The sequence below is a fragment of the Pseudomonas sp. BC42 genome, assembly GCF_021560055.1.
GTDB lineage: Bacteria > Pseudomonadota > Gammaproteobacteria > Pseudomonadales > Pseudomonadaceae > Aquipseudomonas.
Window position 1 is genome coordinate 467,450 of sequence record NZ_CP091067.1, and the last position, 25,291, is coordinate 492,740.

The following is a 25,291-nucleotide window of genomic DNA, read 5'->3' on the forward strand; positions in this document are numbered from 1 at the left end:
AGGGGCGCAGTCTAGAGGTGCCTGCAAAGGCCTGCAAGATCAATATCAAAAAGTTTTGATATTGCCCCTCAAGGGGCTTCTGCCAGAGCCCTGGTGGCCCTGTCGGCCGGCGACAAGCGGGTTTGCTCAGTGGATTGCCGGCTTATCCATGGGAAAAACATGCCTGAGTGACTATCTGTCATTGCCCCCGCCAGACGCCTGAGGGAAAATGCAGGCCTTTTTTCCGTTTCGTTTTATTCAATCCTCAGGAGATCAGCGATGCCCAGCCGTCGTGAGCGTGCCAACGCCATTCGTGCCCTCAGCATGGATGCCGTGCAAAAAGCCAACAGCGGCCATCCAGGTGCCCCCATGGGTATGGCGGATATCGCCGAAGTGCTTTGGCGTGACTACCTCAAGCACAACCCGAGCAATCCATCCTTCGCCGACCGTGACCGCTTCGTGCTGTCCAACGGTCATGGCTCGATGCTGATCTACTCGCTGCTGCACCTGACCGGCTACGACCTGTCGATCGATGACCTGAAGAACTTCCGCCAACTGCACAGCCGCACCCCGGGCCACCCGGAATTCGGCTACACCCCGGGCGTTGAAACCACCACTGGTCCCCTGGGCCAGGGTCTGGCCAATGCCGTGGGCTTCGCCCTGGCGGAAAAAGTCCTGGCGGCGCAGTTCAACCGTCCGGGGCACAACATCGTCGATCACCACACCTACGTGTTCCTGGGTGATGGCTGCATGATGGAAGGCATTTCCCACGAAGTGGCCTCCCTGGCCGGTACCCTGGGCCTGGGCAAGCTGATCGCCTTCTACGATGACAACGGCATCTCCATCGACGGTGAAGTCGAAGGCTGGTTCACCGACGACACGCCCAAGCGTTTCGAAGCCTACAACTGGCAGGTGATCCGCAATGTCGATGGCCACGATCCGGAAGAGATCAAGACGGCCATCGACACCGCGCGCAAGAGCCCGCTGCCGACCCTGATCTGCTGCAAGACCACCATCGGTTTCGGTTCGCCGAACAAGCAGGGCAAGGAAGACTGCCACGGCGCGCCACTGGGTGCCGAGGAAATCGCCCTGACCCGCGCTGCGCTGAAGTGGAACCATGGCCCGTTCGAAATCCCGGCTGACATCTATGCCGAGTGGGACGCCAAGGAAGCCGGCCGCGCCGTGGAAGCCGAGTGGGACCAGCGTTTTGCTGCCTACTCCGCCGCATTCCCGACCGAAGCCAACGAACTGGTGCGTCGCCTCGCCGGTGATCTGCCAGCGGACTTCGCCGAGAAGGCCAATGCCTATATCGCTGAAGTGGCGGCCAAGGGCGAAACCATCGCCAGCCGTAAAGCCAGCCAGAACACCCTGAACGCCTTCGGTCCGCTGCTGCCCGAGTTCCTCGGCGGCTCGGCCGACCTGGCCGGTTCCAACCTGACCCTGTGGAAAGGCTGCAAGGGCGTCAGCGCTGAAGACGCCAGCGGCAACTACATGTACTACGGCGTGCGCGAATTCGGCATGACCGCCATCATGAACGGCGTTGCCCTGCACGGCGGCCTGGTGCCTTACGGCGCGACCTTCCTGATGTTCATGGAATACGCCCGCAACGCGGTGCGCATGTCGGCGCTGATGAAGCAGCGGGTGATCCACGTCTACACCCACGACTCCATCGGCCTGGGCGAAGACGGCCCGACCCACCAGCCGATCGAGCAACTGACCAGCCTGCGCAGCACCCCGAACCTCGACACCTGGCGCCCGGCCGACGCCGTGGAATCGGCGGTGTCCTGGAAGTACGCCCTGGAGCGCAAGGACGGTCCTTCGGCGCTGATCTTCTCCCGCCAGAACCTGCAGCACCAAACCCGCGATGCCGGCCAGATCGCCGATATCAGCCGCGGTGGCTACGTGTTGAAGGACTGTGCAGGCGAGCCTGAGCTGATCCTGATCGCCACCGGTTCGGAAGTGGGCCTGGCGGTTCAGGCTTTCGACAAGCTGACCGAGCAGGGCCGCAAGGTGCGGGTGGTTTCCATGCCGTGCACCAGCGTGTTCGACGCCCAGGATGCAGGCTACAAGCAATCGGTGCTGCCGCTGCAGGTCAGCGCGCGGATCGCCATCGAAGCCGCCCATGCCGACTTCTGGTACAAGTACGTGGGCCTGGAAGGCCGCGTGATCGGCATGACCACCTACGGCGAGTCGGCGCCTGCGTCGGCCTTGTTCGAAGAGTTCGGTTTCACCCTGGACAACATCCTGGGCCAGGCCGAAGAGCTGCTGGAAGACTAAAAAAGCACGCGGTGGCCCAGCCACCGCGATCCCTTTGTAGGCGCTGGCTTGCCAGCGATTCGCGGTCTGCCTGACACACCGCTGATCGCTGGCAAGCCAGCTCCTACGATGGGTGCGTATAACAAGTTCGTCTGCCTGTGCCTGATCGAGAACCCCATGCCTCAACCGCGTCCCTATAAAGTTGCACTCAACGGCTACGGCCGGATTGGTCGTTGCGTCTTGCGTGCTCTGTTCGAGCGAGGGGCTGCGGCCGGGTTCGAGATCGTCGCCATCAACGATCTGGCCGACATGGCCAGTGTCGAATACCTGACACGCTTCGACTCCACCCACGGGCGGTTTCCCGGTGAGGTGAAAGTCGACGGCGACTGTCTGCATATCAATGGCAACTGCGTGAAAGTGCTGCGCAGTGCCACCCCCGAAGGCATCGATTGGGCGTCCCTGGGCGTCGATCTGGTGCTGGAATGCTCCGGTGCCTACCACACCCGCGAAGACGGCCAGCGTTTCCTCGACGCCGGCGCGCCACGGGTGCTGTTCTCCCAGCCGATGGCCAGCGAGGCGGATGTCGACGCCACTATCGTCTACGGGGTCAATCAGGATTGCCTGACCGGCGCCGAGCTGCTGGTGTCCAACGCCTCCTGCACCACCAACTGCGGCGTGCCGCTGTTGCGCCTGCTGGATCAGGCCATTGGCCTGGAGTACGTGTCGATCACCACCATTCACTCGGCGATGAACGACCAGCCGGTGATCGACGCCTATCACCACGAAGACCTGCGCCGGACCCGTTCGGCGTTCCAGTCGGTGATTCCGGTGTCCACCGGTCTGGCGCGAGGCATCGAGCGCCTGCTGCCGGAACTTGCCGGAAGAATCCAGGCCAAAGCAGTGCGGGTGCCGACGGTCAACGTGTCCTGCCTCGATATCACGATGCAGACCGTGAGCGATACCGACGCCACCGAGGTCAACCGGATCCTGCGCGAGGCCGCCACCAGCGGTCCGCTCAAGGGCCTGCTGGCCTATACCGAGCTGCCTCACGCCAGCTGTGATTTCAATCATGACCCCCATTCGGCGATCGTCGATGCCAGTCAGACCCGTGTTTCCGGCCCTCGGCTGGTGAACATCCTGGCCTGGTTCGACAACGAATGGGGCTTCGCCAACCGGATGCTGGATGTTGCTGGGCACTACCTGCAAACAGCCACTCCACGCTCTGCCACTAAACTCTCTGTTTCTGAACAACAGTAACCCAGGAATTGCGACCCATGACCGTGTTGAAGATGACCGACCTCGATCTGCAAGGTAAGCGCGTGCTGATCCGCGAAGACCTCAACGTCCCAGTCAAGGACGGTGTTGTCACCAGCGATGCGCGGATCCTGGCTTCGCTGCCGACCATCAAGCTGGCCCTGGAAAAGGGCGCGGCTGTGATGGTCTGCTCGCACCTGGGCCGTCCGACCGAAGGCGAGTTCTCCGCCGAGAACAGCCTCAAGCCGGTAGCCGATTACCTGAGCCGTGCCCTGGGCCGCGAAGTGCCGCTGGTGGCCGATTACCTGGGTGGCGTCGAGGTCAAGGCCGGCGACGTCGTGCTGTTCGAGAACGTGCGCTTCAACAAGGGCGAGAAAAAGAACGCCGACGAACTGGCCCAGCAATACGCCGGCCTGTGCGATGTGTTCGTGATGGACGCCTTCGGCACCGCGCACCGGGCCGAGGGTTCGACCCACGGCGTGGCCAAGTTCGCCAAGGTGGCCGCCGCAGGTCCTCTGCTGGCCGCTGAACTGGACGCGCTGGGCAAGGCCCTGGGCAACCCGGCCAAGCCAATGGCGGCCATCGTTGCCGGCTCCAAGGTGTCCACCAAGCTGGACGTGCTCAACAGCCTGAGCCAGATCTGCGACCAACTGATCGTCGGTGGCGGCATCGCCAACACCTTCCTCGCTGCTGCCGGGCATCCGGTGGGCAAGTCGCTGTACGAGCCGGATCTGTTGGACACCGCCCGTGCCATCGCCGCCAAGGTCAGCGTACCGCTGCCGGTGGACGTGGTCGTGGCCAAGGAGTTCGCCGAAAGCGCCGAAGCTACCGTCAAGCTGATCGCTGATGTTGCCGCTGACGACATGATCCTCGACATCGGTCCACAGACTGCCGCGCAGTTCGCCGAGCTGCTGAAATCCTCCAAGACCATCCTCTGGAACGGTCCGGTAGGCGTGTTCGAATTCGACCAGTTCGGCAACGGCACCAAGGTGCTGGCCCAGGCCATCGCCGACAGCGCCGCGTTCTCCATCGCGGGTGGTGGCGACACCCTGGCGGCCATCGACAAGTATGGCGTGGCCCAGCAGATCTCCTACATTTCTACCGGTGGTGGCGCGTTCCTCGAGTTCGTCGAGGGCAAGGTGCTGCCGGCGGTTGAAGTCCTGGAAGCCCGGGCCAAGGCCTGAGAGTCCCGTTGGCCGGGCAAAGGAGTGTTCTGATGGTCAAGACGTTGCCACTGTTGATGGCCGTGGCGTTGCTGGCGGGGTGCTCCAGTGCTCCGCCGGCAAAACCGGCGGACGAGACCGGCGAGCCGGGCCAGGGCTGTTATCAGGCCGACTGGCAGGCCGAGACCGCGCCGGTGATCAACAAGCGCCTGGGCCCCGAAGGCCTGGAGAAGTACGAGACACCGTCAAAGACCAGGGAACAGGGTTGCCCTTGACCGGTCAGATCGGATAACGCAATGCGCTGGGGCCCCTGGGCTGCCGGCCGAGGAACATTGATGAAAGCTTTGATCGCCGTGGCGATGCTGGGTGCCTTGGCCGGTTGCGCCAACCTTAACCTGCTCAAGTCGCCGGCTACCGACAACTGGACGACCTGGACCTGCGACAGCCAGGCCCAGGTGCTGTGGCGCTACACCGACGACAGCCGCAAGGCGGTCGACGTGCGCCTGGGGGGCGACGACCAGGTTCGGCGCCTGAAGCTTGAGCCCAGTGGTTCGGGCTCGCTGTACAGCGACGACATGCTGGCGTTTCACGTCAAGGGCGAGGAGGGCCTGGTCTACTGGGTTGCCACCAACGACCTGATCGGCCGCGGCTGCAAGGCCATGTAGAGGCTGGCTTGCCAGCGAAGGCGGCCTCCGGACCTGTGCAAGGCCCAGCGTCCCATTCGCCGGCCAGCCGGCTCCGACAAGGCTGTAGAGATTTGGTTTTAACGGATACAACAGAGCGGGCCGACCCCCGATCTGCAATCACTTGAACAGCAGTCGCCGCTACGGCAGGCTTGCACGATTAACGACCCTCGACCGGGAGAGACACACACAATGGCACTCATCAGCATGCGCCAGATGCTGGACCACGCAGCCGAATTCGGCTACGGCGTTCCAGCCTTCAACGTCAACAACCTTGAGCAGATGCGCGCCATCATGGAAGCCGCTGACAAGACTGACTCTCCGGTGATCGTCCAGGCTTCGGCCGGCGCCCGCAAATACGCCGGCGCGCCGTTCCTGCGCCACCTGATCCTGGCCGCCATCGAAGAATTCCCCCATATCCCGGTGTGCATGCACCAGGATCACGGCACTAGTCCTGACGTCTGCCAGCGTTCCATCCAGCTGGGCTTTTCCTCGGTGATGATGGACGGCTCCCTCGGCGAAGACGGCAAGACCCCCACCGACTACGAGTACAACGTGCGCGTCACCCAGCAGACCGTGGCCATGGCCCACGCCTGCGGCGTGTCGGTAGAAGGCGAGCTGGGCTGCCTGGGCTCCCTGGAAACCGGCATGGCCGGTGAAGAAGACGGCATCGGCGCCGAAGGCGTGCTGGATCACAGCCAGATGCTGACCGACCCGGAAGAAGCTGCGGACTTCGTCAAGAAGACCCAGGTCGACGCCCTGGCCATCGCCATCGGCACCAGCCACGGTGCCTACAAGTTCACCAAGCCGCCTACCGGCGACGTGCTGGCCATCGATCGCATCAAGGAAATCCACAAGCGCATCCCCAACACCCACCTGGTGATGCACGGTTCGTCTTCGGTTCCGCAAGAGTGGCTGGCGATCATCAACCAGTACGGCGGCGACATCAAAGAAACCTACGGCGTACCGGTTGAGGAAATCGTCGAAGGCATCAAGTACGGCGTGCGCAAGGTCAACATCGACACCGACCTGCGCCTGGCGTCCACCGGTGCCATGCGTCGTCTGATGGCCACCAACCCGAGCGAGTTCGACCCGCGCAAGTTCTTCGGTGCCACCGTGACCGCCATGCGCGACGTGTGCATTGCCCGTTACGAAGCCTTCGGCACCGCCGGCAACGCTTCGAAGATCAAGCCGATCTCCCTGGAAGCGATGTTCCAGCGTTACCTCAAGGGTGAGTTGAACGCCAAGGTCAACTAAGCCCTAGCGTCATCCGGAAAGCCCGCAGCGATGCGGGCTTTTTTATGCCTGGCGTTTCTGCCTCGGCAGGCAGCGAAGAGAGCCACTGGGCATGCGCGGGGCTCAAGGCTGCCTGCGCCGGCAGCTAGATTTTGTTGTGGTCGATATCCAGCTTGGAGAAGGTCACCTTGCCGCCTTCGCTGGTGTAGCCGCTGTTGTCCTGGACGTAGACCCCGGCCTTGAAATACAGCGGCTTGTCGCGCCACTTGGCGCTCAATTGCCCACCCCATTGCTGGCCGGCAGCACTGAGCCCCAGGGCGCCGCCTGGGCTCAGGTGGATCAAGTAGGAAAAGTCGCGATTCATGGGCACGTTTTCGGCCAGGGTGATGACCCGGCCCTCTTCGTCGTCCGGGCGCATGCGCACCTTGGCCACGATATTGCCACTGCCTTTGCTGGTCTTGTACTGGTACTCCACTTTGACCAGGGGCTTGGTGCTGTTGTAGGCGTGAATCTGACCCACGACGATCTTGCCCGACGATGGCACCTGGTTCACCGCCAAGGTGGCGTACAGCAGGTTGTCGGCTTCGGGATAGGTCCAGTTGCGCAAAGTGCCGTCGGCATAGGTCTCGCGCAGCTCGGTGCGCGGATAGATGGCGTTCTCGGTTTTCGAGCCGGTGACCGGTGACCAGAAGAACAGAGTGCCGCTATCGGCGTGGAAGTACCGGTCCTTGAATCCTTTGACCAGTGTCGGGGTGTCGATGGTCGCCGGAGGGTTGCCGACGGGAACGCTGAGGTTCCAGGTTGCCAGGTCGATCATGCTGGAGATTCCGCAAGGGGGGAGGGGCTGGTGCAGGTCGCCGAAGGCTTTAGCCTGCGCTTCTTGGGGCGTCTTTATAGCGCAGAACCGGCTGCCTGGAATGCCCGTATGGCGGATAAATGACGTCAGCAAAATGTCGAAATGCCATCCTCCCCGGGTTTCATAAGGCATAACTGTGACCGTTAGTCGGGTGCCGGGACCATTGGTGAAGTGATGGCCGGGTGGCAGCTTCTGCTTTTCAGGATCCGGGTCTAGAGTGGTCCACAGATTTGTCAGGTTTTCTCACCCGTTCAGTCTTACTACAGACAAGAGAAGCAGCATGGAATGCGTGCAACCGGAGGCCTTCGAAGGCGACTCCACTCTTCTGATCGTTGATGACTATCCTGAAAACCTCCTGAGCATGCGGGCACTGTTGCAGCGCCAGGACTGGCGGGTGATGACCGCGGCCTCCGGTCTTGAGGCCCTGGGCCTGCTGCTCGAGCATGAAGTGGATCTGGTCCTGCTGGATGTGCAGATGCCCGGCATGGATGGTTTCGAAGTGGCCCGCCTGATGCGCGGCAGCCAGCGCACGCGTTTGACTCCGATCATCTTCCTCACCGCCAACGAACAGTCCCAGGATGCCGTGATCAAGGGCTATGCCAGCGGTGCGGTGGATTACCTGTTCAAGCCGTTCGACCCGCAGATCCTCAAGCCCAAGGTCCAGGCGCTGCTGGAGCACCAGCGCAATCGTCGGGCCCTGCAGCAGCTCAGTCACGATCTGGAAGTGGCGCGGGCGTTCAACGCCTCGGTGCTGGACAACGCAGCCGAAGGCATCCTGGTGGTGGACGAGGGCGGACTGGTGCGCTACGCCAATCCGGCGGTTTCGCGCTTGCTCAATGCCCAGGTGAAAGAGCTGGAGGGCTCGCTGTTCCTCGACTACCTGCAAAAGCCCCATGTTCCCGACTGGAGCGAATCCGAGCTCCTGGCCTGCTATCGACGCGGGCAGACCTACCGCCTGCATGATGCTCTGCTGCGTACAGTGCCTGGCCAGCAGCTCAGCGTGGCGCTGTCCTGTGCGCCCTTGCCCAGCGAGCAGAAGGCCATGGTGGTGACCCTGCTGGACATGTCCGAAGTGCGCCACCTGCACCAGCAACTGGAGTATCAGGCGGTCACCGACCCGCTCACGGGGCTGCTCAACCGCCGCGGTTTCTACCAGACGGTGGAAAACATCCTGTTGCGCAGTGATCGTCCGGGCAAGACCCTGGTCCTGCTCTACCTGGATCTTGACGGCTTCAAGCGGGTCAACGACTCCCTGGGGCACGATGCCGGCGACCGGGTGCTGCGCTGGGTGTCCGAGCAGTTGAAGGAGTGCCTGCATTCCTTCGACATCCTCGGGCGCATGGGCGGTGACGAGTTCACTGCCCTGCTGGAACTGAGCTTCCCCGAGCAGGCGGCGAAAGTCGCCGAGAAGCTGATCGAGCGCCTGTCCATCAGCCAGCAGATCGACGGCCTGGAGGTGGTGCTGGGCGCCAGCATCGGCATCGCCATCTATCCCGACTGCGGCTCCAACCTGGACGGCCTGCTGCGGGCGGCAGACATCGCCATGTACGAAGCCAAGCGTGCGGGGCGCCAGCAGTACCGCTACTACGATCACGAGATGAATGGCCGAGCACGTTCCCGGCTGATGCTCGAGGAAAGCGTGCGCAGCGCCGTGGAGCGCAAGGAATTCACCCTGGTGTATCAGCCTCAGGTGGCCATTGCCGATGGCCGTTTGCGCGGCTTCGAGGCCTTGCTGCGCTGGCGTCACCCAAGTGTTGGCGATGTGCCGCCGGGGCTGTTCCTGCCGCTGCTGGAAGAGGCGCGGCTGATCAGTCGCCTGGGCAGTTGGATCTATCAACAGGGGGCGGCCCAGCGCAAGGACTGGGAGCAGGTGTTCAGCCCCGATCTGGTGCTGGGCGTCAGTCTCAGCGCCACCCAGTTCGGCATGCCCAATCTGGCCAATGAATTGCGCCAGGTGCTGGTGCGCCATGGCTTGCAGCCGCGCCAGCTGGAAGTGGAGGTCACCGAGGCAGCGTTGACCCAGAACCTGGCCGAGACCCGCAAGCAGTTGCAGCAGTTGCATCAACTGGGGGTGCGGGTGGCCCTGGACGATTTCGGCTCGGGCAGTTGTTGCCTGGCCTATCTGCGCGACCTGCAACTGGACACCCTCAAGCTCGACCGGCACCTGATCGCCCGCCTGCTGACCTCGCCGCGGGACGCCGCCATCGCCCGCAGCGTGATCGACCTGTGCAAGCAGTTCGGCTTGCTGGTGATCGCCGAAGGCGTGGAAACCCACGAGCAGTACCAATGGCTCAAGGCCAACGGCTGCGAATACGTGCAGGGGTTCCTGGTGGCTCGGCCGCTGACCGCCGCCAGCGCCAGCCAGTTTGCCCAGCCCTTTGACTGGAGCGCGTTGCCGGCCTGAATTCGCTACACTGGCGTCCTTCGTACCTTGCGCTGCCCCCCCATGACCGCACTCAAATACCTCCAGGCCTATCCCGTCGCCCTGCAACAGCAAGTGCGTCAACTGATCGTCGAAGATCGGCTCGGGGAGTACCTCACAGGGCGTTATCCGCACAAGCATTCGGTGCAGAGCGACAAGGCGCTGTACAGCTACGCCCTGGAGCTGAAGCAGGAGTACCTGCGCAACGCGCCGGCCATCGACAAGGTGCTGTTTGACAACCGCCTGGACCTGACCCACCGCGCCCTTGGCCTGCACACCACGGTGTCCCGGGTGCAGGGCGGCAAGCTCAAGGCCAAGAAGGAGATCCGCATTGCCTCGCTGTTCAAGGAGGCGGCGCCGGAGTTTTTGCGGATGATCGTGGTGCACGAGTTGGCGCACTTCAAGGAATCGGAACACAACAAGGCGTTCTACAAGCTCTGCGAGCACATGCTGCCGGGCTATCACCAGCTGGAATTCGACCTGCGGGTCTACCTGACCTGGCGCGACCTGCAGGCCAGGTCGGGGACGGCGGATTAATTCATGGCAATAGGGAGTGGGCGATGGATGTAAGCAAGACCAAGAGCAGTTTCTACCGCCGTCTGTATGTGGCGTATCTGATCGACAGCGGGCTGGCCAGCAGCGTACCGGCCCTCACCGAAGTCACCGGCATGCCCCGGCGCACCGCCCAGGACACCATCGCCGCCCTGGCGGACCTGGATATTCTCTGCGAATTCGAACAGCAAGATGGCGCCCGCAATCACGCCGGGCGCTATCGGATTCACAACTGGGGCGCCATCGACAAGGGCTGGATCGAGCCCAACCTGCGGCAGATCAAGGCCGTGCTGGGCTATCCCTGAGGCTCAGGGCCGGCGCATGCCGATGTGTGGAATATCGTCTTCCAGGTACTCCTCGCCCGCCACCACGAAACCGTAGCGGCCGTAGTAGGCCTGCAAGTGAGCCTGGGCCGAGAGGTAGATCGGGGTGTCGGGCCAATGCCGTTCGGCCTGCTTCAGTCCCTGTTCCATCAGGGTGTGGCCCAGGCCCTGGCCTCGCGCCTGTTCAGCGATGAGCACGCGGCCGATGACCACGTCACCGCCCTGGGAGATGGGGTCCAGCAGGCGCAGGTAAGCCACCAGCCGGTCACCGTCCCAGGCCATCAGGTGACAGGTGTCGCCCTCCAGGTCGCGGCCGTCGACCTCTTGATAGGGGCATTTCTGTTCCACGACGAAGACTTCGGTACGCAGTTGCAGGATGGCGTACAGCTGCTCCTTGCCCAGATCGGTGTGATGCTTGCAGACCCATTCGATGGTCATTTCCAACTCCTCTAGAAAGTGCTGCGCGAAATACTAGGCACATCGCCCGAGGATGTCTTGTGGCTTGGCGCGGTGAAGTTGTTTCTGTGAGATAGGTCAAAATGCCATTACTGCGCTAACCGCCGTTTGTCTTCTTTGTGTAATCTGTTTTCAAGTCCTGTGCATTGGCGTTGATGAGCTAATGTTAGGACCTGGGGCGAGCCGTCGAGCGTGGGTCGCCACCCTTGGGTGTGGGCTGGAAAGCGCCGGGCTCTGTGCCCGCTAAGGATCTATTAGCATGCTGCGATTGCATCGAGCGTTAGCCTTGATCGGATTGCTGTTGCTGGGCCACAGCGCTTCTGCGGAGAAGTTGCGACTGGTCGCTGACGCCTGGCCTCCCTTTACTGACGCGACCCTGGTCAATGGTGGCGTGGCCACCGACATCGTCAGTACCGCCCTGTCCCGCGCCGGCTATGCCAGCGAGTTCGAACAGGTGCCCTGGGCCCGGGCCCTGCTGGGCATCGGCGAGGGTCGCTACGACGTGCTGGTCAATGCCTGGTACAACAAGGAGCGCACCCAGCTGGGGCAGTTCTCCGCGGAGTACATGATCAACCGGGTGCGCTTCATCAAGCGCAAGGACGCCCCGCTGGAATACAACAACCTCAAGCAGTTGCACGAGTACCCGGTGGCCGTGGTGCGCGGCTATGCCTATTCCCCGGAGTTCGACAATGACCCGGACCTGCAGAAGGTCCCGGTGCACAACTTCGCCATGGCGGTGCGCATGCTGGCGGCGGACCGGGTCAAGCTGACCCTGGAAGATGAATACGTCGCCCGTTACTACCTGGCCCGCGAGTCACCGCGGGTGCGCAACGCCGTGGAGTTCCTGCCCAAGCCGTTGAGCGAGAACAGCCTGCATATCCTGGTGAGCCTGAAGAATCCCGAGCATGCGCAGATTGTGGCGCGGTTCGACCGGGAGATTGCCGCCATGAAGGCCGACGGCAGCTACGACCGCCTGCTGCGCCAGCACGGCATGTAAGAGGGGCAGCGGCAAGCTGCAAGCGGCAGGCTAGAGCCGTTCACGCAGTGCTTGCCGCTTGTGGCTTGAAGCTTGCCGCTGCTCTTAAGCTGCCTTGATCAGGTGCGCCGCCAGGGTCCGCAACGGGCCCAGCTGGCGACAGATCAATGCCAGCTGGGTCTGCACCAGGCGCTGGCCTTCGTCGATCTCATCCGGCATCTGCTCCAGCTCATTGGCCAGCGCTTCCTCGGCATCGCTCTGGATGGCGATCGGGGTCTTGTTGGCCAGGCCCTGGGCGATTTCATCGATGCTCGCCGCCAGACTGACGCCCGCGCCATTGATCAGATGCTCGCGCACTTCGCCCGGCAGTTGGGTCTCCCGGTGTGCGCCCAGGCCCGACAGGTAGCTGAGCAGGGTGTGGGACAGCACCAGGAAGCGGAAGCCCACGTCGGCCTCCTTACGGAAATGCCCCGGTTCCATGAGCATGTTGGCCAGGGTGGTGGACAGCGCCGCATCGGCGTTGTGGGCGTTGCGCCGGGCCAGGCGGTAGGCCAGGTCGTCGCTCTTGCCGGCGGCGTACTGCTGCATGATCTGGCGCAGGTAGATGCTGTTGCAGGTCAGGGTGTTGGCCAGCACCTTGTTCAGGCGCCGGCCCTGCCAATCCGGCAGGAACAGGAACACCGCCAGCCCGGCGATCAGGCTGCCCAGCAGGGTATCGAACAGCCGCGGCAGGAACAGCCCGTAACCGTCGCCCACCTGGTTGAAGCAGAACAGCACCATCAGGGTGATGGCGGCCGTGGCCAGGGTGTAGCGGGTGGTGCGGTTGGTGAAGAACACCACCCCGGCGGCGATGGCGAACAACGACTGCACCAGGGGGCTGGGGAACAGGTCGAACAGCGCCCAGGCCAGCGTCAGGCCGATCGCCGTGCCGACGATCCGCTGGCCCAGCTTGCGCCGGGTGGCGCCGTAGTTGGGCTGGCAGACGAACAGCGTGGTGAGGATGATCCAGTAGCCCTGGGACGGGTGGATCAGGTGCACCATGCCATAGCCGATGCTCAACGCCAGGGGCAGGCGCAGGGCATGGCGGAACAGCAGCGAAGTCGGCGTCAGCTGGGTGCGCAGGCGGGTCCAGACATCCTTGAGATTGCGTGGCGAGCGATCCAGCAGGCTGCTGTCGGTGGCGTCGGCCAGGGCGTCGGGGTTGCTGGCGTCGCTGAGCAGGCGGTCGAGGGTGCCGAGGTTCGCCGCCAGGGCCCGCAGCGAACGCAACAGCCCGCGCCAGGCCGGGTTGCTCTGGATGCGCAAGTGTTCCAGGGAGGCATGCAGGTCGCTCAGGGCCTCGGCGAAGCTGGCGTCGTAGACGAAGGGCTGGCGCAACTGGATGGATTCGGCCAGGGCGCGGCAGGCCTTGCCCTGCTGGCGCAGCAGGCGCTGGCAGCGGAACAGCACGTCGCTGTGGAAGAAGGCGTCGGCCAGGGCGTTGTACGGGTAGTGGGACGAGCTGGCGCGCTCGTGGATGTCCTGGGCGAGGAAATACAGCTTCAGGTAGCGACTGACCTTCGATCCCGGCCGACCATTGCCGACCCGGTGCAGGATGATCTCCTTGGCCGCGTTGAGGGCCGCCACCACCTTGCCGTTTTGCTGGGCCAGTTCCAGGCGCCGGGCCTCCACATCCAGTTGGCGGATCGGCTCGAACAGCGACGACTTGAGCTTGAGGTAGAAGCCCAGCTCGCGAAACAGCCGGGCCAGGCTCTGCTGCACCGGCTGGTTGGAAAACAGTGCCTGCCACAGCACCGAGAGCAGGCCGTACCAGGCGGCGCCGGCCACCAGCAGCACCGGCTCGTGCCAGAAGTCGATCACCGCGCCGCCGCGCTGGTCCACGCCGATCATGGTGTAGACCGAGAGAATCAGGGTCGCCGAGGCAATGGCGCCATAACGTTCCCCCAGTGCCCCGAGCATGGTCAGGCCGAAGCTGGCCAGGGCCAGGGCGATGGCGAAGATCCAGGGGTAGGGGAACAGCAGTTCCACCGACAGCGCGGCAATGCTGAAGCACACCAGGGTCACGGCCAGGGCATTGAGCCGGCCTTGCCAGCTGTCGTCGGTTTCCGCCAGGGCGCTGGCGATGATGCCGAGAAACAGCGGGATCAGCAGGCCCATTTCATCCTGATACCAGCACAGCGCCATGCTGCCGGTCAGGGCGATGAATACCCGCACGCTGTAGCTGAATTTATCCAGCGCCCAGAGGCGGCGCAGAGACTGACGAAAAGAGGTCGATGACATGGAGTGGGACAGGCCTTCCGGGGCGATGCAGCTAAATTGAGCCAGTATTGACGACGGCGCAATGCCGTCGTCACATCCGCCGGCAAATTCTGTTGCCGTTGCCGGTCGGGCGCCTGTAGCCGCTGCCGTAGGCTGCGACAGGTCCGCGGGACCTCGGCGGACATTGGATCGCCGCGCCCCTTCGGGGCGTTCGCAGCCTGCGGCAGCGCCTACAGGGACACACAGCGGCTCAGACGTACTGCGCCGCCGCGTAGCCCGAGGCCCAGGCCCACTGGAAGTTGAAGCCGCCCAGGTGGCCGGTGACGTCCAGCACTTCACCGATGAAATACAGCCCCGGGCTCTTCAGCGATTCCATGGTCTTGGACGACACCTCGCGGGTATCGACCCCGCCCAGGGTCACTTCGGCGGTGCGGTAGCCTTCGGTGCCCGCCGGCACCAGCTGCCAGCTGCCGAGTTTCTGCGCCACGTCCGCCAGCTCCGCCGGGGTGTACTGCTTCATCGGCTTGGAGACGAACCAGTGCTCGGCCAGCAGGCCGGCCATCTTCTTGGTGAAGATTTCCCCCAGCAGGGTTTTCAGCTCGCTGTTGGGGCGCTCGGCCTGCTGCTGTTGCAGCCAGCCGAGGGCGTCGTGGTCTGGCAGCAGGTTGATCTCGACACTGTCGCCGGGTTGCCAGTAAGAGGAAATCTGCAGGATCGCCGGGCCGCTGAGGCCCCGATGAGTGAACAGGATGTTCTCGCGAAAGCTCTGCTCGTTGCAGCTCACCAGACAGTCCACCGAGGTGCCCGACAACTCGCTGCACAGTTCCTTGAGCTGGTCGGTGATGGTGAACGGCACCAGGCCGGCACGGGTCGGCAGCAGTTCATGGCCGAACTGCTTGGCGACCTGATAGCCAAAACCGGTAGCGCCCAGGGTCGGGATCGACAGGCCGCCGGTGGCGATCACCAGGGACTGGCACTGCACCGCGCCCAGGGTGGTCTGCAGCAGGTAGCCGGACTCAAGCTTTTCGATCTGCTGGATCGAGGTGTCCAGGCGCAGCTCGACGCCGACCTGATCGCATTCGTCGAGCAGCATGCCGAGGATGTCGCTGGACTTGTTATCGCAGAACAGCTGGCCGAGTTTCTTCTCGTGGTAGGGCACGCCGTGCTTGGCCACCAGGCCGATGAAGTCCCACTGGGTGTAGCGGGCCAGGGCCGATTTGCAGAAATGCGGGTTCTGCGAAAGGAAGTTGGCGGGCTCGGTGTACATGTTGGTGAAATTGCAGCGACCACCGCCGGACATCAGGATTTTCTTGCCGGCCTTGTTGGCGTGGTCCAGCAACAGCACCTGGCGGCCCCGGCCGGCCGCGGTCAGGGCGCACATCAGGCCGGCGGCGCCAGCGCCGATGATCACGACTTCGGTAGAACGCAAAACGGAGTCCTCGCACAAATTTGTGTAGGGGCGGTGGGGTTAGAGGACGCGCACGCGCAGCGAACGGCCCTTGATCTTGCCGTTGTTCAAACGTTGCAGGGCCTGCATGACCACGCTGCGATCAACCGCCACATACGACTGGAAGTCGAAGATCGCAATCTTGCCGACCTGGGCGCCCGGGATCCCGGCGTCGCCAGTCAGTGCACCTAGAATATCGCCCGGACGCACTTTGTCCTTGCGCCCGCCGGCGATGCACAGGGTGCTCATCGGTGGCTGCAGCGGGGCGCCGCCCTGGGACTTGAGGTTGTCGATCTGATCCCAGTTCAGCGGGGTTTTCTGCAACTGCTCGATGGCTTGCGCGCGATGGGCTTCGGACGGTGCGACGAGGCTGACCGCGATGCCTTTTTCGCCAGCGCGACCGGTACGGCCGACGCGGTGAATGTGGATTTCCGAATCGCGGGCCAGCTCGACGTTGATCACCATGTCCAGCGCATCGATGTCCAGGCCGCGGGCGGCCACGTCGGTGGCGACCAGCACCGACGTACTGCGGTTGGCGAACATCGCCAGCACCTGATCGCGGTCACGCTGTTCCAGATCGCCATGCAGGCCGACGGCGGAAATGCCTTTGGAGGTCAGGTGATCGACGGTTTCCTGCACCTGCTGCTTGGTGAAGCAGAAGGCGACGCAGGAAGCCGGGCGGAAGTGGTGCAGGACTTTGGTCACAGCGCTCATGCGTTCTTCCGGGGAAATCTCGTAGAAACGCTGTTCGATCTGCGTGTCGTCGTGGAACGCTTCGGCTTTCACCGTCTGCGGATCACGCATGAATTTCGACGCCAGCTGCTTGATGCCCACCGGGTACGTGGCGGAGAACAGCAGGGTCTGCCGGCGCGACGGGGTCTGCTCGATGATGTCTTCGATGGCGTCGTAGAAACCCATGTCGAGCATGCGGTCGGCTTCGTCGAGGATCAGCGTGTTCAGGCCGTCGAGCACCAGCGAACCCTTGCGCAGGTGTTGCTGGATACGCCCCGGGGTGCCGACGATGATGTGCGCGCCGTGTTCCAGGGAGGCGATCTGCGGGCCGAAGGAGACGCCGCCGCACAGGGTCAGGACCTTGATGTTGTCTTCGGCGCGGGCCAGGCGACGGATTTCCTTGGCCACCTGGTCGGCCAGCTCGCGGGTCGGACAGATCACCAGGGCCTGGCAGCCGAAGTAGCGCGGGTTGATCGGGTTCAGCAGGCCGATGCCGAAGGCTGCGGTCTTGCCGCTGCCGGTCTTGGCCTGGGCGATCAGGTCCATGCCCTTGAGAATCACCGGCAAGCTTTGCGCCTGGATCGGCGTCATCTGGGCATAACCGAGGGAGTCGAGGTTAGCCAGCATGGCGGGAGACAGGGGCAAAGTATTAAAAGCGGTGGCAATGGTGGTCACGGGACTGGCCTGCAAAACAAAATGTCGCGCAGTGTATCAGTCCCGCTCCCACAACCTGCAAATTCTGGACGAGCAACCGCGCAGGGGCGGTTCTGGGTAGGAGCTGGCTGGCCAGCGAAGGCGGACGCAAGGCTCAAGGGCCTCTTCGCCGGCAAGCCGGCTCCTACGGGGAGAGGTATGTGGGTTCAGTGTTCGATGTGCTGTTCCTCGACCTTGCGTGCGCGACGGCCGTCGGTGGGCGACAGCTGGAGGAAGATTGCCGCGGCCAGCATCGCCATGATGCCTACGGTGAGGAACGTCAGTTGGAAGGCACCGAGCACGGTGTCCACGCCGTCATTGCCCACTTGTGCGGTGAAGCCACCCAGCAGTGCACCGGCACAGGCCACCCCGAGGCTCAGGGACAGTTGCGCCACCACCGACAGCAGGCTGTTGCCGCTGCTGGCGGCGGCATCGTCGAGGTCGATCAGGGTCACGGTGTTCATGGCCGTGAACTGCAGCGAGTTGATCGCTCCCAGTACCGCCAGCATGGCCAGCAGCAGCGGGTAGGGCGTTTGTTCGCTGACCAGCCCCATGCTCGCCAGCATCAGGCCCAGGGCCAGGGTGTTGCCGGTCAGCACGATGCGGTAGCCCAGGCGCTCGATCAGGGGGCGGGCAATGGACTTGGCCACCATGGCCGCGGCCGCCAGGGGCAGCATGCTCATCCCGGCCTGGGATGGCGAGTAGCCCAGGGCCACTTGCAGCAGCAGGGGCACCAGGAACGGCAGGGCTCCGCTGCCGAGGCGGGCGAACAGGTTGCCGAGGATGCCCACGGCAAAGGTCCGGACCTTGAACAGCGACGGGGCGAACAGCGGGTTATCGACATGTCCGGCCCGCAGCCAGTAGGCCGCCAGGCAGGCCAGGCCGCCAAACAGCAGCAACATCACCCGCAGGTGCGGCAGGTGCAGTTCACCCAGGCCTTCCATGGCGATGGTGATCAGCACCATCGCCGCGCCGAACAGCACAAAGCCCAGGCCGTCGAAGCGCGTGCGTTCGCTGCCCCGCAGGTCGGGAATGAAGCGCCATACCGCGTAGCAGCCCACAGCCCCCACCGGCAGGTTGATCAGGAAGATCCAGTGCCAGGTCAGGTACTGCACCATCCAGCCGCCCATGGTCGGGCCGATCAACGGCCCCAACAGCCCCGGAATGGTAATGAAGCCCATGATCCGTACCAGCTCCGAGCGCGGGTAGGCCCGCAGCACCACCAGCCGGCCCACCGGCAGCATCAGTGCCCCGCCCAGGCCCTGGATCACCCGGGCGCCGATCAGTTGGCTCAGGGTGTTGGACAGGGCGCACAGCAGCGAACCGACGCTGAACAGCAAAATGGCGCCGAAGAAGATCTTCTTGGTGCCGAAGCGGTCGGCGATCCAGCCCGAGGCCGGGATCAGCAGGGCCACGGTGAGCATGTAGGCGATGATCACCCCCTGCATGCGCAGCGGGTCTTCCGCCAGGTCCTGGGCCATGGCCGGCAGTGCGGTGTTGAGGATGGTGCCGTCCAGGGACTGCATGAAGAAGGCGATGGCCACCACCCAGGGCAGCCAGCGGGCGGTGGTGGCGTCGAGCGGCGAGCGTTCGGGCATGGGACCTCAGTCAGGGCAGCGTTAAGTGGCCAGCTTCAAGCTGCAAGCGTGTGGCTTGCAGCTTGAAGCTCATTTCACAAGGTCAGGGTCAGGCGGCTGATCAGTGCTCCGGGCAGGTGCATCGAGGCGGTCTGGCGCTGGCCGTAGGTACTGGCCGAAAGCAGCAGTTCCCGTTGCGCCGTCAGGGCCTCCAGTTGCGAACCCAGCAGGCTGTAGACGCTGTCGTCGAAACGCATGGTGCTGACCGGGGCCTGGATCTCGCCGTTTTCCACCCAGAAGGTGGCGAAGCGGGTCATGCCGGTCAGGCGCGCTGCCGGCAGGTCCGAGTAGTTCAGGTACCACAGGTTGCTGATGTACAGGCCGGTGCCCAGCTGCTTGAGGACCTCCTGCTGGGCGAGCTGGCCCGCCGCCATGTTCAGCGCGCTGGGGTATTCGCCGCTGCCGGCGCCGTTGCTGCTCAGGCCGTATTCGGCGGCGCTGCGGGAGTTGATCAAGCGGTCATTGGCCGCGCCCCGGGCGATCAGCGACAGGTCGCTGCGCGGATAGCCTTCGTCGGAAAACGCCGGGCTCAGGGAGCCGCTGACCTGTTCGTCGAGGGCTATCAGCGGGCTCAGGGCGGCGTCGCCGGCATAGAGTTTCTGCAAGGGGCTGTGCTTGCTGGCAATCGATTGGGCCGAGAAACCGCCCCAGGCCAGCATGCCCATGATTTCCTCCAGGGCCGCCGGTGCCAGGTAGGCCCGGTATTGCCCGGGCGCCAGGGTGCGCAGCGGGCGGCCGAGAAATTCCAATTGCTGGCGGGCCTGATCGAAGCGCTGGGCAAAGGCGTCGCTGTCCCAGGCGTGTCCGGCATAGCTGGCCTTCACCGCTTCGCCGTTGGCGTGGAACAGGCTGAAGTCGAAATTGAAGCTATTGGCCTGGTGCCAGCCGAAAGCCCCGGCGGAGCTGGCGAAGCCGCGACTGATGGGGCCGGCGGCGTAGATGCCCACCAGATCCAGGCCCGCCGCCGCGCGGCCGATCTGCGCCACCACCTGCTCGCTGCCGGGCAGCGGGTGTTCCTGTACGTGATGGGATTGCCACTGGCTGTGGTTGAGCATCAGGTAGGGGTCCACCGGCAGCAGCGCCAAGGTGTCCCGCAGCTGTTGCAAGCCTTCGGCCAGGCGCTGGCGATCCACCTCGGGGTCATTGCTCAGGGTGATGTCCAGGTCGGCGTGACGGCCCTCCTCGATCAGCTTGAAACGCAGGCTGGCCTGTTGCACCTGCCCCGCCTGGCGCACCTTGGCGTGGTTGAAGCGGATGAACTCCGAGGCTTCGGCCGAGTAGCTGAGGGTGAACTGCTCCGGCGCCCTGATCGCTTCCCGCAGCCATTGCACCAGGTCCTTGAACTGCTCGGCCTGATTCATCGTCCTGGTCATCAGGCATCTCCTCCAAATACGTCAATCTTGCTGAACACGCAGGCCGGCGAAGCATGGCCCACGCGGATCACCTGGTTGGGTTCGCCCTTGCCGCAGTTGGGCGTGCCCAGGACCTGGAAGGTGCTGCGATCGCCCACCGCGCTGAGGTTGCGCCAGAACTGCGCGGAAATGCCCCGGTAGTTGGGGTTCTTGACCACGCCCTTGAGCTCGCCGTTCTCGATCAGCTGGCCCCATTCGCAGCCGAACTGGAACTTGTTGCGCGCATCGTCGATGGACCAGGAACGGTTGGTGGACATCAGGATGCCGTGCTCGATCTGGCCGATCAGGCGGTCCAGGGGCTGGTCGCCGGGCTCGACGTTGAGGTTGGCCATGCGGTCGATGGGGGCGCGGTTCCAGCTGCTGGCGCGGCTGTTGGCAACCCCGTCGAGGCCGCTGCGGTATTGCGACAGGGCGCTGCCCAGCGGCCGCACCAGCAGCCCTTCGCGGATCAGGAACTGTTTGCTGGCGGCGCTGCCGTCGTCGTCATGGCTGTAGCTGGCCAGTTCCTCGGGGATCTGTGGGTCGAAGGTCACGTTGAGCAGGGAGGAGCCGTATTGCAGGCGGCCGAAGTCTTCCTGTTTGACGAAGCTGGTGCCGGCGTAGTTGCGTTCGTCGCCCAGAATGCGGTCCAGCTCCAGGGGGTGACCGATGGATTCGTGGATCTGCAGCATCATCTGGTCCGGCATCAGCAGCAGGTCGCGCTGGCCTTGCGGGGTGTTCGGCGCCAGCAGCAGTTGCAGGGCCTGGTCGGCCACTCGGGGCGCGGCCCCCAGCAGGCCGCAGCGGCTGATCACATCGCCGGCGCCCTGCTGGCCGAAGTTTTCCCGGCCCAGGCTGCGGGTCTGGCTGTCGCTGCCGTCGTAGGCGGTCACGTCCAGGCCCGGGTAGACGAAGCGCTGGGCCTGGCGCAGCTCGGCGCCGGCGCTGTTGAGGTAGATCTGCTCGACCTGGGTCACGCCGATGCCCACTTGCCAGTTCACCAGGCGTTCATCCTTGGGCACCGAGGCCGACTCGTCGCCCAGCAACTGGTAGCAGTCGCTGAGGGACGGAAATGCTTGCTCCAGGTTCGGCGAAAGGTAGTCCCCGCGGTGGCTGGACACCGGCTGCTCGCGCAGGTCCAGCAGGGCGTGGGCGGCAATCACCCGGGCCTGTTGCTCGGCCCGCTCGAGGGCTGCCTGCAGGCCACGTTGCGACAGGTCGTTGGTGGCGGCGTAGGCTTCCACGCCACGTACCCGCACGGTCAGCATCGCCCCTTCGTCACGGCCCAGGCTCGGTGGTTCGGCGATGTTCTTGCGTACCGACAGGTACTGGTTCGACTCGCGCACATAGCGCAGGGAAAAGAATTCTGCGCCCGTGCGCAAGGCAGCGAAGCGCTGCTTGAGCTGGGGGTGAAAGTCGAACATGGGGGACCTCCTTGTGAGGCGCGCGAGCGGGCTGGCGCGTTTCGCCAGCAAGCTGGCTTCTACAGGTGTAGAGGCTGATGGGCTCAGGGGCGAAGGGGATGTGCAAGTTGCAGAACTGTAGCCGCTGCCGGAGGCTGCGATCAAGGATGTAGTTCTGGGGGGAGGCGGGGAAGTGAAGCAGGGCGCCGACCCTTGCGGTCGGCGCCCGTGTCGCTTACTGGGCGGTCGCAGTGACGTCGCGCAGCGGCTTGCCACGTACCGGAGCGTCGCCGGCTACGTAGTAGTCGGCCTTGCTGCGGGGCAGCGGCTGACGGCCACGGATCTTGTCGGCGATTTTCTCGGCCATCATGATGGTCGGCGCGTTGAGGTTGCCGGTGGTGATGATCGGCATGATCGAGGCATCCACCACGCGCAGGCCCTGCATGCCGTGCACGCGACCCTGGCCGTCGACTACCGCCATGTCGTCGGTGCCCATCTTGCACGAGCAGGACGGGTGGAACGCGGTCTCGGCGTGCTCGCGGATGAACTTGTCCAGCTGCTCATCGGTTTGCACTTCGATACCCGGGCTGATCTCGCGACCGCGGAAGGCATCCAGGGCCGGCTGCTGCATGATTTCCCGGGTCAGGCGGATGCCGTCGCGGAATTCCTGCCAGTCCTGCTCGGTGGCCATGTAGTTGAAGAGGATGCTCGGGTGCTGGCGCGGGTCCTTGGACTTGAGCTGCACGCGACCACGGCTCGGCGAGCGCATGGAGCCCATGTGCGCCTGGAAACCGTGCTCTTTCACGCCGTTGCTGCCGTTGTAGTTAATCGCCACCGGCAGGAAGTGGTACTGGATGTTCGGCCAGGCGAATTCCGGACGGGTGCGGATGAAACCGCCGGCTTCGAACTGGTTGCTGGCGCCGATGCCGGTGCCGTTGAACAGCCACTCGGCACCGATGGCCGGCTGGTTCCACCACAGCAGCGATGGGTACAGCGAAACGGGCTGGGTGCAGGCGTACTGCAGGTACAGCTCCAGGTGGTCCTGCAGGTTCTCGCCGACGCCCGGCAGGTCGTGAACCACCGGAATGTCCAGGCTTTCCAGCAGGGCCCGCGGGCCGACGCCGGAGCGTTGCAGCAGTTGCGGCGAGGCGATGGCGCCGGAGCTGACGATCACTTCCTTGCGGGCGCGGGCTTCCACGCGCTCTTCGGTGCTGCCTTGCAGGTAGCTCACGCCCACGGCGCGCTTGCCCTCGAAGAGGATCTTGTCGGTCAGGGCGTGGGTGACGATGGTCAGGGTCGAACGTTTCTTGGCGATGTCCAGGTAGCCACGGGCAGTGCTGGAGCGACGGCCTTTGGGGGTGACGGTACGGTCCATCGGGCCGAAGCCTTCCTGCTGGTAGCCGTTCAGGTCTTCGGTACGCGGGTACCCGGCCTGCACGCCGGCTTCGACCATGGCGTGGAACAGCGGGTTGTTGCCGGCCTTGGGCGTGGTCACGCTGACCGGGCCTTCGCCACCGTGGTAGTCGTTGGGGCCGATGTCACGGGTTTCCGCCTTGCGGAAGTACGGCAGGCAGTCCAGGTAGGTCCAGTCTTCCAGGCCTGGCAGTTTGGCCCAACCGTCGTAGTCCATGGCGTTGCCGCGGATGTAGCACATGCCGTTGATCAGCGACGAGCCGCCCAGGCCCTTGCCGCGACCGCACTCCATGCGCCGACCGTCCATGTGTGGCTCCGGGTCGGTCTCGTAGGCCCAGTTGTAGCGCCGGCCTTGCAGAGGGAAGGCCAGGGCCGCCGGCATCTGGGTCCGGAAGTCGAAACGGTAGTCCGGGCCGCCGGCTTCCAGCAGCAGGACGGTGACGCCCTCGTCTTCAGTCAGACGGGTCGCCAGGGTGTTACCGGCCGAGCCGGCACCGATGATGATGTAATCGAATTCTTGGGCCATTGGAGCCTCCGTGGAGAGCTGCAAGCCTCAAGCTTCAAGCTGCAAGTTAAAGGCAGCGAAGCGGGCTTGGCATTGAATGAGGAGCAGGCGGCAAGCCAGGCTGTTGCCCTGGCTTGCCGCTTGTAGCTGGCTGCTAGCGGCTGCTTAGAACACCGAGGCGTAGTCGCCCAGCTCGACCTGTACCGACTTGATGCGGGTGAAGTTGTTCAGCGAGCTGATGCCGTTCTCACGGCCAACACCCGACTGCTTGTAGCCGCCAACCGGCATCTTGGCGTCGGATTCGCCCCAGGCGTTGATCCAGCAGATACCGGCTTCGAGCTGATGAATCACGCGGTGGGCGCGGTTCAGATCCTTGGTGACGATACCGGCGGCCAGGCCGAAGTCGGTGTCGTTGGCACGGCGGATCACTTCTTCCTCGGTTTCGTAGGTCAGGATCGCCATCACCGGGCCGAAGATTTCTTCACGGACGATGGTCATGTCGTCGGTGCAGTCGGTGAACACGGTTGGCGCAACGAAGGCACCCTTGGCGAATTCGCCGTCGGTCAGGCGCTCGCCGCCGCACAGTACGCGGGCACCTTCTTCCTTGCCCTTGGCGATGTAGCCCAGCACGCTTTCCATGTGCTGGAAGCTGACCAGCGGACCGAAGTTGGTGTTTTCGTCTTCCGGGTTGCCGATGCGGATGCGCGCAACGCGCTCGGCGATCTTGGCTTCGAAAGCGGCTTTCAGGTGGCTTGGCACGAACACGCGAGTGCCGTTGGTGCAGACCTGACCGGAGCTGTAGAAGTTGGCCATCATGGCGGTGTCGGCGGCGCGATCCAGATCGGCGTCGTCGAAGATGATCAGCGGCGACTTGCCGCCCAGTTCCATGGTCACGTCTTTGAGCGACGAGCTGGAAGCGCTGGCCATGACCTTCTTGCCGGTGTCGGTGCCGCCGGTGAAGGAGACTTTCTCGATGCGCGGGTGCTCGGTCAGCCAGGTGCCGACTTCACGGCCGCTGCCGGTCAGGACGTTGAACACGCCCGCCGGTACGCCGGCTTCGGTGTAGATCTCGGCCAGTTTCAGGGTGGTCAGCGAGGTGACTTCGCTGGGCTTGAAGATCATTGCGTTGCCGGCGGCCAGGGCTGGCGCGGATTTCCACAGGGCGATCTGGATCGGGTAGTTCCAGGCGCCGATGCCGGCGACCACGCCCAGCGGCTCGCGGCGGGTGTAGACGAAGGATGTGGTGCGCAGCGGGATCTGCTCGCCTTCGATGGCCGGTACCAGGCCTGCGTAGTATTCCAGCACGTCGGCGCCGGTGACGATGTCCACGTACTTGGTTTCGGAGAAGGCTTTACCGGTGTCCAGGGTTTCCAGAGCGGCCAGTTCGTCGTTGCGCTCGCGGAGGATTTCCACGGCACGACGCAGGATGCGCGAACGCTCCATGGCGGTCATGGCGGCCCAGATCTTCTGGCCTTTTTCGGCGCTGACCACGGCGCGTTCCACGTCGTCAAAGGTCGCACGTTGCACTTGTGCGAGAACTTCACCGTTGGCCGGGTTGATGGCATCGAAGGTAGCGTCGCTGCCGGCATCGGTGTAGCCGCCGTCGATGTAGAGTTTTTGCAGTCCGAAACGGGCCATAGTGTCCTCGCAAGTGC

20 protein-coding genes are annotated in these 25,291 nt (G+C 64.1%); 10 read left to right on the forward strand and 10 right to left on the reverse strand.

The genetic code is table 11. The features are described from left to right. Window positions 1–258 precede the first annotated feature (258 nt). The 6 genes from tkt to fba all read left to right on the forward strand — a co-directional run bounded on the left by tkt (window position 259) and on the right by fba (window position 6,592). Window positions 259–2,256: a transketolase gene (gene tkt, locus L1O02_RS02215; protein ID WP_060841490.1), complete on the forward strand. Its 1,998-nt coding sequence runs from the start codon at window positions 259–261 to the stop codon at window positions 2,254–2,256. Between the two features lie 156 nt (window positions 2,257–2,412). Then, window positions 2,413–3,492: an erythrose-4-phosphate dehydrogenase gene (gene epd, locus L1O02_RS02220; RefSeq protein WP_060842025.1), complete on the forward strand. Its 1,080-nt coding sequence runs from the start codon at window positions 2,413–2,415 to the stop codon at window positions 3,490–3,492. A 17-nt stretch (window positions 3,493–3,509) separates the two neighbouring features. Next, window positions 3,510–4,673 (forward strand): phosphoglycerate kinase, encoded by a 1,164-nt coding sequence (locus L1O02_RS02225; protein WP_060841489.1) that lies wholly within the window; start codon window positions 3,510–3,512, stop codon window positions 4,671–4,673. 32 nt (window positions 4,674–4,705) lie between these two features. After that, a complete protein-coding gene (locus L1O02_RS02230) occupies window positions 4,706–4,927 on the forward strand; it encodes a hypothetical protein (RefSeq protein WP_060841488.1) in 222 nt (73 codons plus the stop codon). Between the two features lie 60 nt (window positions 4,928–4,987). Next, entirely contained in the window at window positions 4,988–5,317 is a 330-nt protein-coding gene (locus L1O02_RS02235; protein ID WP_060844849.1) for an MliC family protein, read from the forward strand. Window positions 5,318–5,527: 210 nt separating this feature from the next. Continuing rightward, a complete protein-coding gene (gene fba, locus L1O02_RS02240; protein ID WP_003229012.1) occupies window positions 5,528–6,592 on the forward strand; it encodes a class II fructose-bisphosphate aldolase in 1,065 nt (354 codons plus the stop codon). Between the two features lie 124 nt (window positions 6,593–6,716). On the opposite strand, the gene L1O02_RS02245 is transcribed toward fba, so the two are convergent. After that, the gene (locus L1O02_RS02245; protein ID WP_060841487.1) at window positions 6,717–7,388 is read right to left on the reverse strand and encodes a polysaccharide lyase family 7 protein; all 672 of its coding nucleotides are present in this window, start codon (window positions 7,386–7,388) and stop codon (window positions 6,717–6,719) included. 319 nt (window positions 7,389–7,707) lie between these two features. Between L1O02_RS02245 and L1O02_RS02250 the strand changes: the two genes are divergently transcribed. From L1O02_RS02250 to L1O02_RS02260, 3 genes are read left to right on the forward strand one after another with little or no spacing between them, the layout of a single operon-like run. Beyond that, on the forward strand, window positions 7,708–9,831 hold the full coding sequence (locus L1O02_RS02250; protein ID WP_060841486.1) for an EAL domain-containing protein: 2,124 nt from the start codon (window positions 7,708–7,710) through the stop codon (window positions 9,829–9,831). Window positions 9,832–9,873: 42 nt separating this feature from the next. Continuing rightward, on the forward strand, window positions 9,874–10,386 hold the full coding sequence (locus tag L1O02_RS02255) for a M48 family metallopeptidase (RefSeq protein ID WP_060844847.1): 513 nt from the start codon (window positions 9,874–9,876) through the stop codon (window positions 10,384–10,386). 23 nt (window positions 10,387–10,409) lie between these two features. Then, window positions 10,410–10,706 (forward strand): winged helix-turn-helix domain-containing protein, encoded by a 297-nt coding sequence (locus tag L1O02_RS02260; RefSeq protein WP_011063952.1) that lies wholly within the window; start codon window positions 10,410–10,412, stop codon window positions 10,704–10,706. Window positions 10,707–10,709: 3 nt separating this feature from the next. On the opposite strand, the gene L1O02_RS02265 is transcribed toward L1O02_RS02260, so the two are convergent. Then, a complete protein-coding gene (locus L1O02_RS02265) occupies window positions 10,710–11,162 on the reverse strand; it encodes a GNAT family N-acetyltransferase (protein ID WP_060841484.1) in 453 nt (150 codons plus the stop codon). Window positions 11,163–11,439: 277 nt separating this feature from the next. Between L1O02_RS02265 and L1O02_RS02270 the strand changes: the two genes are divergently transcribed. Then, a complete protein-coding gene (locus L1O02_RS02270; RefSeq protein ID WP_060841483.1) occupies window positions 11,440–12,177 on the forward strand; it encodes a transporter substrate-binding domain-containing protein in 738 nt (245 codons plus the stop codon). Window positions 12,178–12,261: 84 nt separating this feature from the next. Here the strand turns inward: L1O02_RS02270 and yccS are convergent, their stop codons facing one another. The 8 genes from yccS to betB form a co-directional block, all read right to left on the reverse strand. Continuing rightward, window positions 12,262–14,436, reverse strand: coding sequence for a YccS family putative transporter (gene yccS, locus L1O02_RS02275; RefSeq protein WP_060841482.1), 2,175 nt, complete (start codon window positions 14,434–14,436; stop codon window positions 12,262–12,264). Between the two features lie 229 nt (window positions 14,437–14,665). After that, window positions 14,666–15,844, reverse strand: a complete 1,179-nt coding sequence (locus L1O02_RS02280; RefSeq protein ID WP_060841481.1) for an NAD(P)/FAD-dependent oxidoreductase — start codon at window positions 15,842–15,844, stop codon at window positions 14,666–14,668. A 39-nt stretch (window positions 15,845–15,883) separates the two neighbouring features. Continuing rightward, on the reverse strand, window positions 15,884–17,221 hold the full coding sequence (gene dbpA, locus L1O02_RS02285; RefSeq protein ID WP_231979065.1) for an ATP-dependent RNA helicase DbpA: 1,338 nt from the start codon (window positions 17,219–17,221) through the stop codon (window positions 15,884–15,886). A gap of 233 nt (window positions 17,222–17,454) precedes the next feature. Beyond that, complete coding sequence (mdtD, locus tag L1O02_RS02290; RefSeq protein WP_060841480.1) at window positions 17,455–18,885, reverse strand: multidrug transporter subunit MdtD; 1,431 nt, start codon at window positions 18,883–18,885, stop codon at window positions 17,455–17,457. Window positions 18,886–18,959: 74 nt separating this feature from the next. After that, entirely contained in the window at window positions 18,960–20,297 is a 1,338-nt protein-coding gene (locus L1O02_RS02295) for a TldD/PmbA family protein (protein ID WP_235759478.1), read from the reverse strand. Continuing rightward, a complete protein-coding gene (locus tag L1O02_RS02300; protein WP_060844845.1) occupies window positions 20,297–21,739 on the reverse strand; it encodes a TldD/PmbA family protein in 1,443 nt (480 codons plus the stop codon). Before L1O02_RS02300 ends, L1O02_RS02295 begins: the two co-directional genes overlap by 1 nt. Before the next feature lie 214 nt (window positions 21,740–21,953). Beyond that, window positions 21,954–23,657, reverse strand: coding sequence for a choline dehydrogenase (gene betA, locus L1O02_RS02305; protein ID WP_060841477.1), 1,704 nt, complete (start codon window positions 23,655–23,657; stop codon window positions 21,954–21,956). Between the two features lie 144 nt (window positions 23,658–23,801). Next, the gene (gene betB / locus L1O02_RS02310; protein WP_060841476.1) at window positions 23,802–25,274 is read right to left on the reverse strand and encodes a betaine-aldehyde dehydrogenase; all 1,473 of its coding nucleotides are present in this window, start codon (window positions 25,272–25,274) and stop codon (window positions 23,802–23,804) included. Window positions 25,275–25,291: the final 17 nt, after the last annotated feature.

Coding starts and splice junctions, on each gene's coding strand:
- tkt (WP_060841490.1), top strand. CDS start 259: ATGCCCAGCCGTCGTGAGCGTGCCAACGCCATTCGTGCCCTCAGCATG.
- epd (WP_060842025.1), top strand. CDS start 2,413: ATGCCTCAACCGCGTCCCTATAAAGTTGCACTCAACGGCTACGGCCGG.
- L1O02_RS02225 (WP_060841489.1), top strand. CDS start 3,510: ATGACCGTGTTGAAGATGACCGACCTCGATCTGCAAGGTAAGCGCGTG.
- L1O02_RS02230 (WP_060841488.1), top strand. CDS start 4,706: ATGGTCAAGACGTTGCCACTGTTGATGGCCGTGGCGTTGCTGGCGGGG.
- L1O02_RS02235 (WP_060844849.1), top strand. CDS start 4,988: ATGAAAGCTTTGATCGCCGTGGCGATGCTGGGTGCCTTGGCCGGTTGC.
- fba (WP_003229012.1), top strand. CDS start 5,528: ATGGCACTCATCAGCATGCGCCAGATGCTGGACCACGCAGCCGAATTC.
- L1O02_RS02245 (WP_060841487.1), bottom strand. CDS start 7,388: ATGATCGACCTGGCAACCTGGAACCTCAGCGTTCCCGTCGGCAACCCT.
- L1O02_RS02250 (WP_060841486.1), top strand. CDS start 7,708: ATGGAATGCGTGCAACCGGAGGCCTTCGAAGGCGACTCCACTCTTCTG.
- L1O02_RS02255 (WP_060844847.1), top strand. CDS start 9,874: ATGACCGCACTCAAATACCTCCAGGCCTATCCCGTCGCCCTGCAACAG.
- L1O02_RS02260 (WP_011063952.1), top strand. CDS start 10,410: ATGGATGTAAGCAAGACCAAGAGCAGTTTCTACCGCCGTCTGTATGTG.
- L1O02_RS02265 (WP_060841484.1), bottom strand. CDS start 11,162: ATGACCATCGAATGGGTCTGCAAGCATCACACCGATCTGGGCAAGGAG.
- L1O02_RS02270 (WP_060841483.1), top strand. CDS start 11,440: ATGCTGCGATTGCATCGAGCGTTAGCCTTGATCGGATTGCTGTTGCTG.
- yccS (WP_060841482.1), bottom strand. CDS start 14,436: ATGTCATCGACCTCTTTTCGTCAGTCTCTGCGCCGCCTCTGGGCGCTG.
- dbpA (WP_231979065.1), bottom strand. CDS start 17,221: ATGCTGGCTAACCTCGACTCCCTCGGTTATGCCCAGATGACGCCGATC.
- mdtD (WP_060841480.1), bottom strand. CDS start 18,885: ATGCCCGAACGCTCGCCGCTCGACGCCACCACCGCCCGCTGGCTGCCC.
- L1O02_RS02295 (WP_235759478.1), bottom strand. CDS start 20,297: ATGACCAGGACGATGAATCAGGCCGAGCAGTTCAAGGACCTGGTGCAA.
- L1O02_RS02300 (WP_060844845.1), bottom strand. CDS start 21,739: ATGTTCGACTTTCACCCCCAGCTCAAGCAGCGCTTCGCTGCCTTGCGC.
- betA (WP_060841477.1), bottom strand. CDS start 23,657: ATGGCCCAAGAATTCGATTACATCATCATCGGTGCCGGCTCGGCCGGT.
- betB (WP_060841476.1), bottom strand. CDS start 25,274: ATGGCCCGTTTCGGACTGCAAAAACTCTACATCGACGGCGGCTACACC.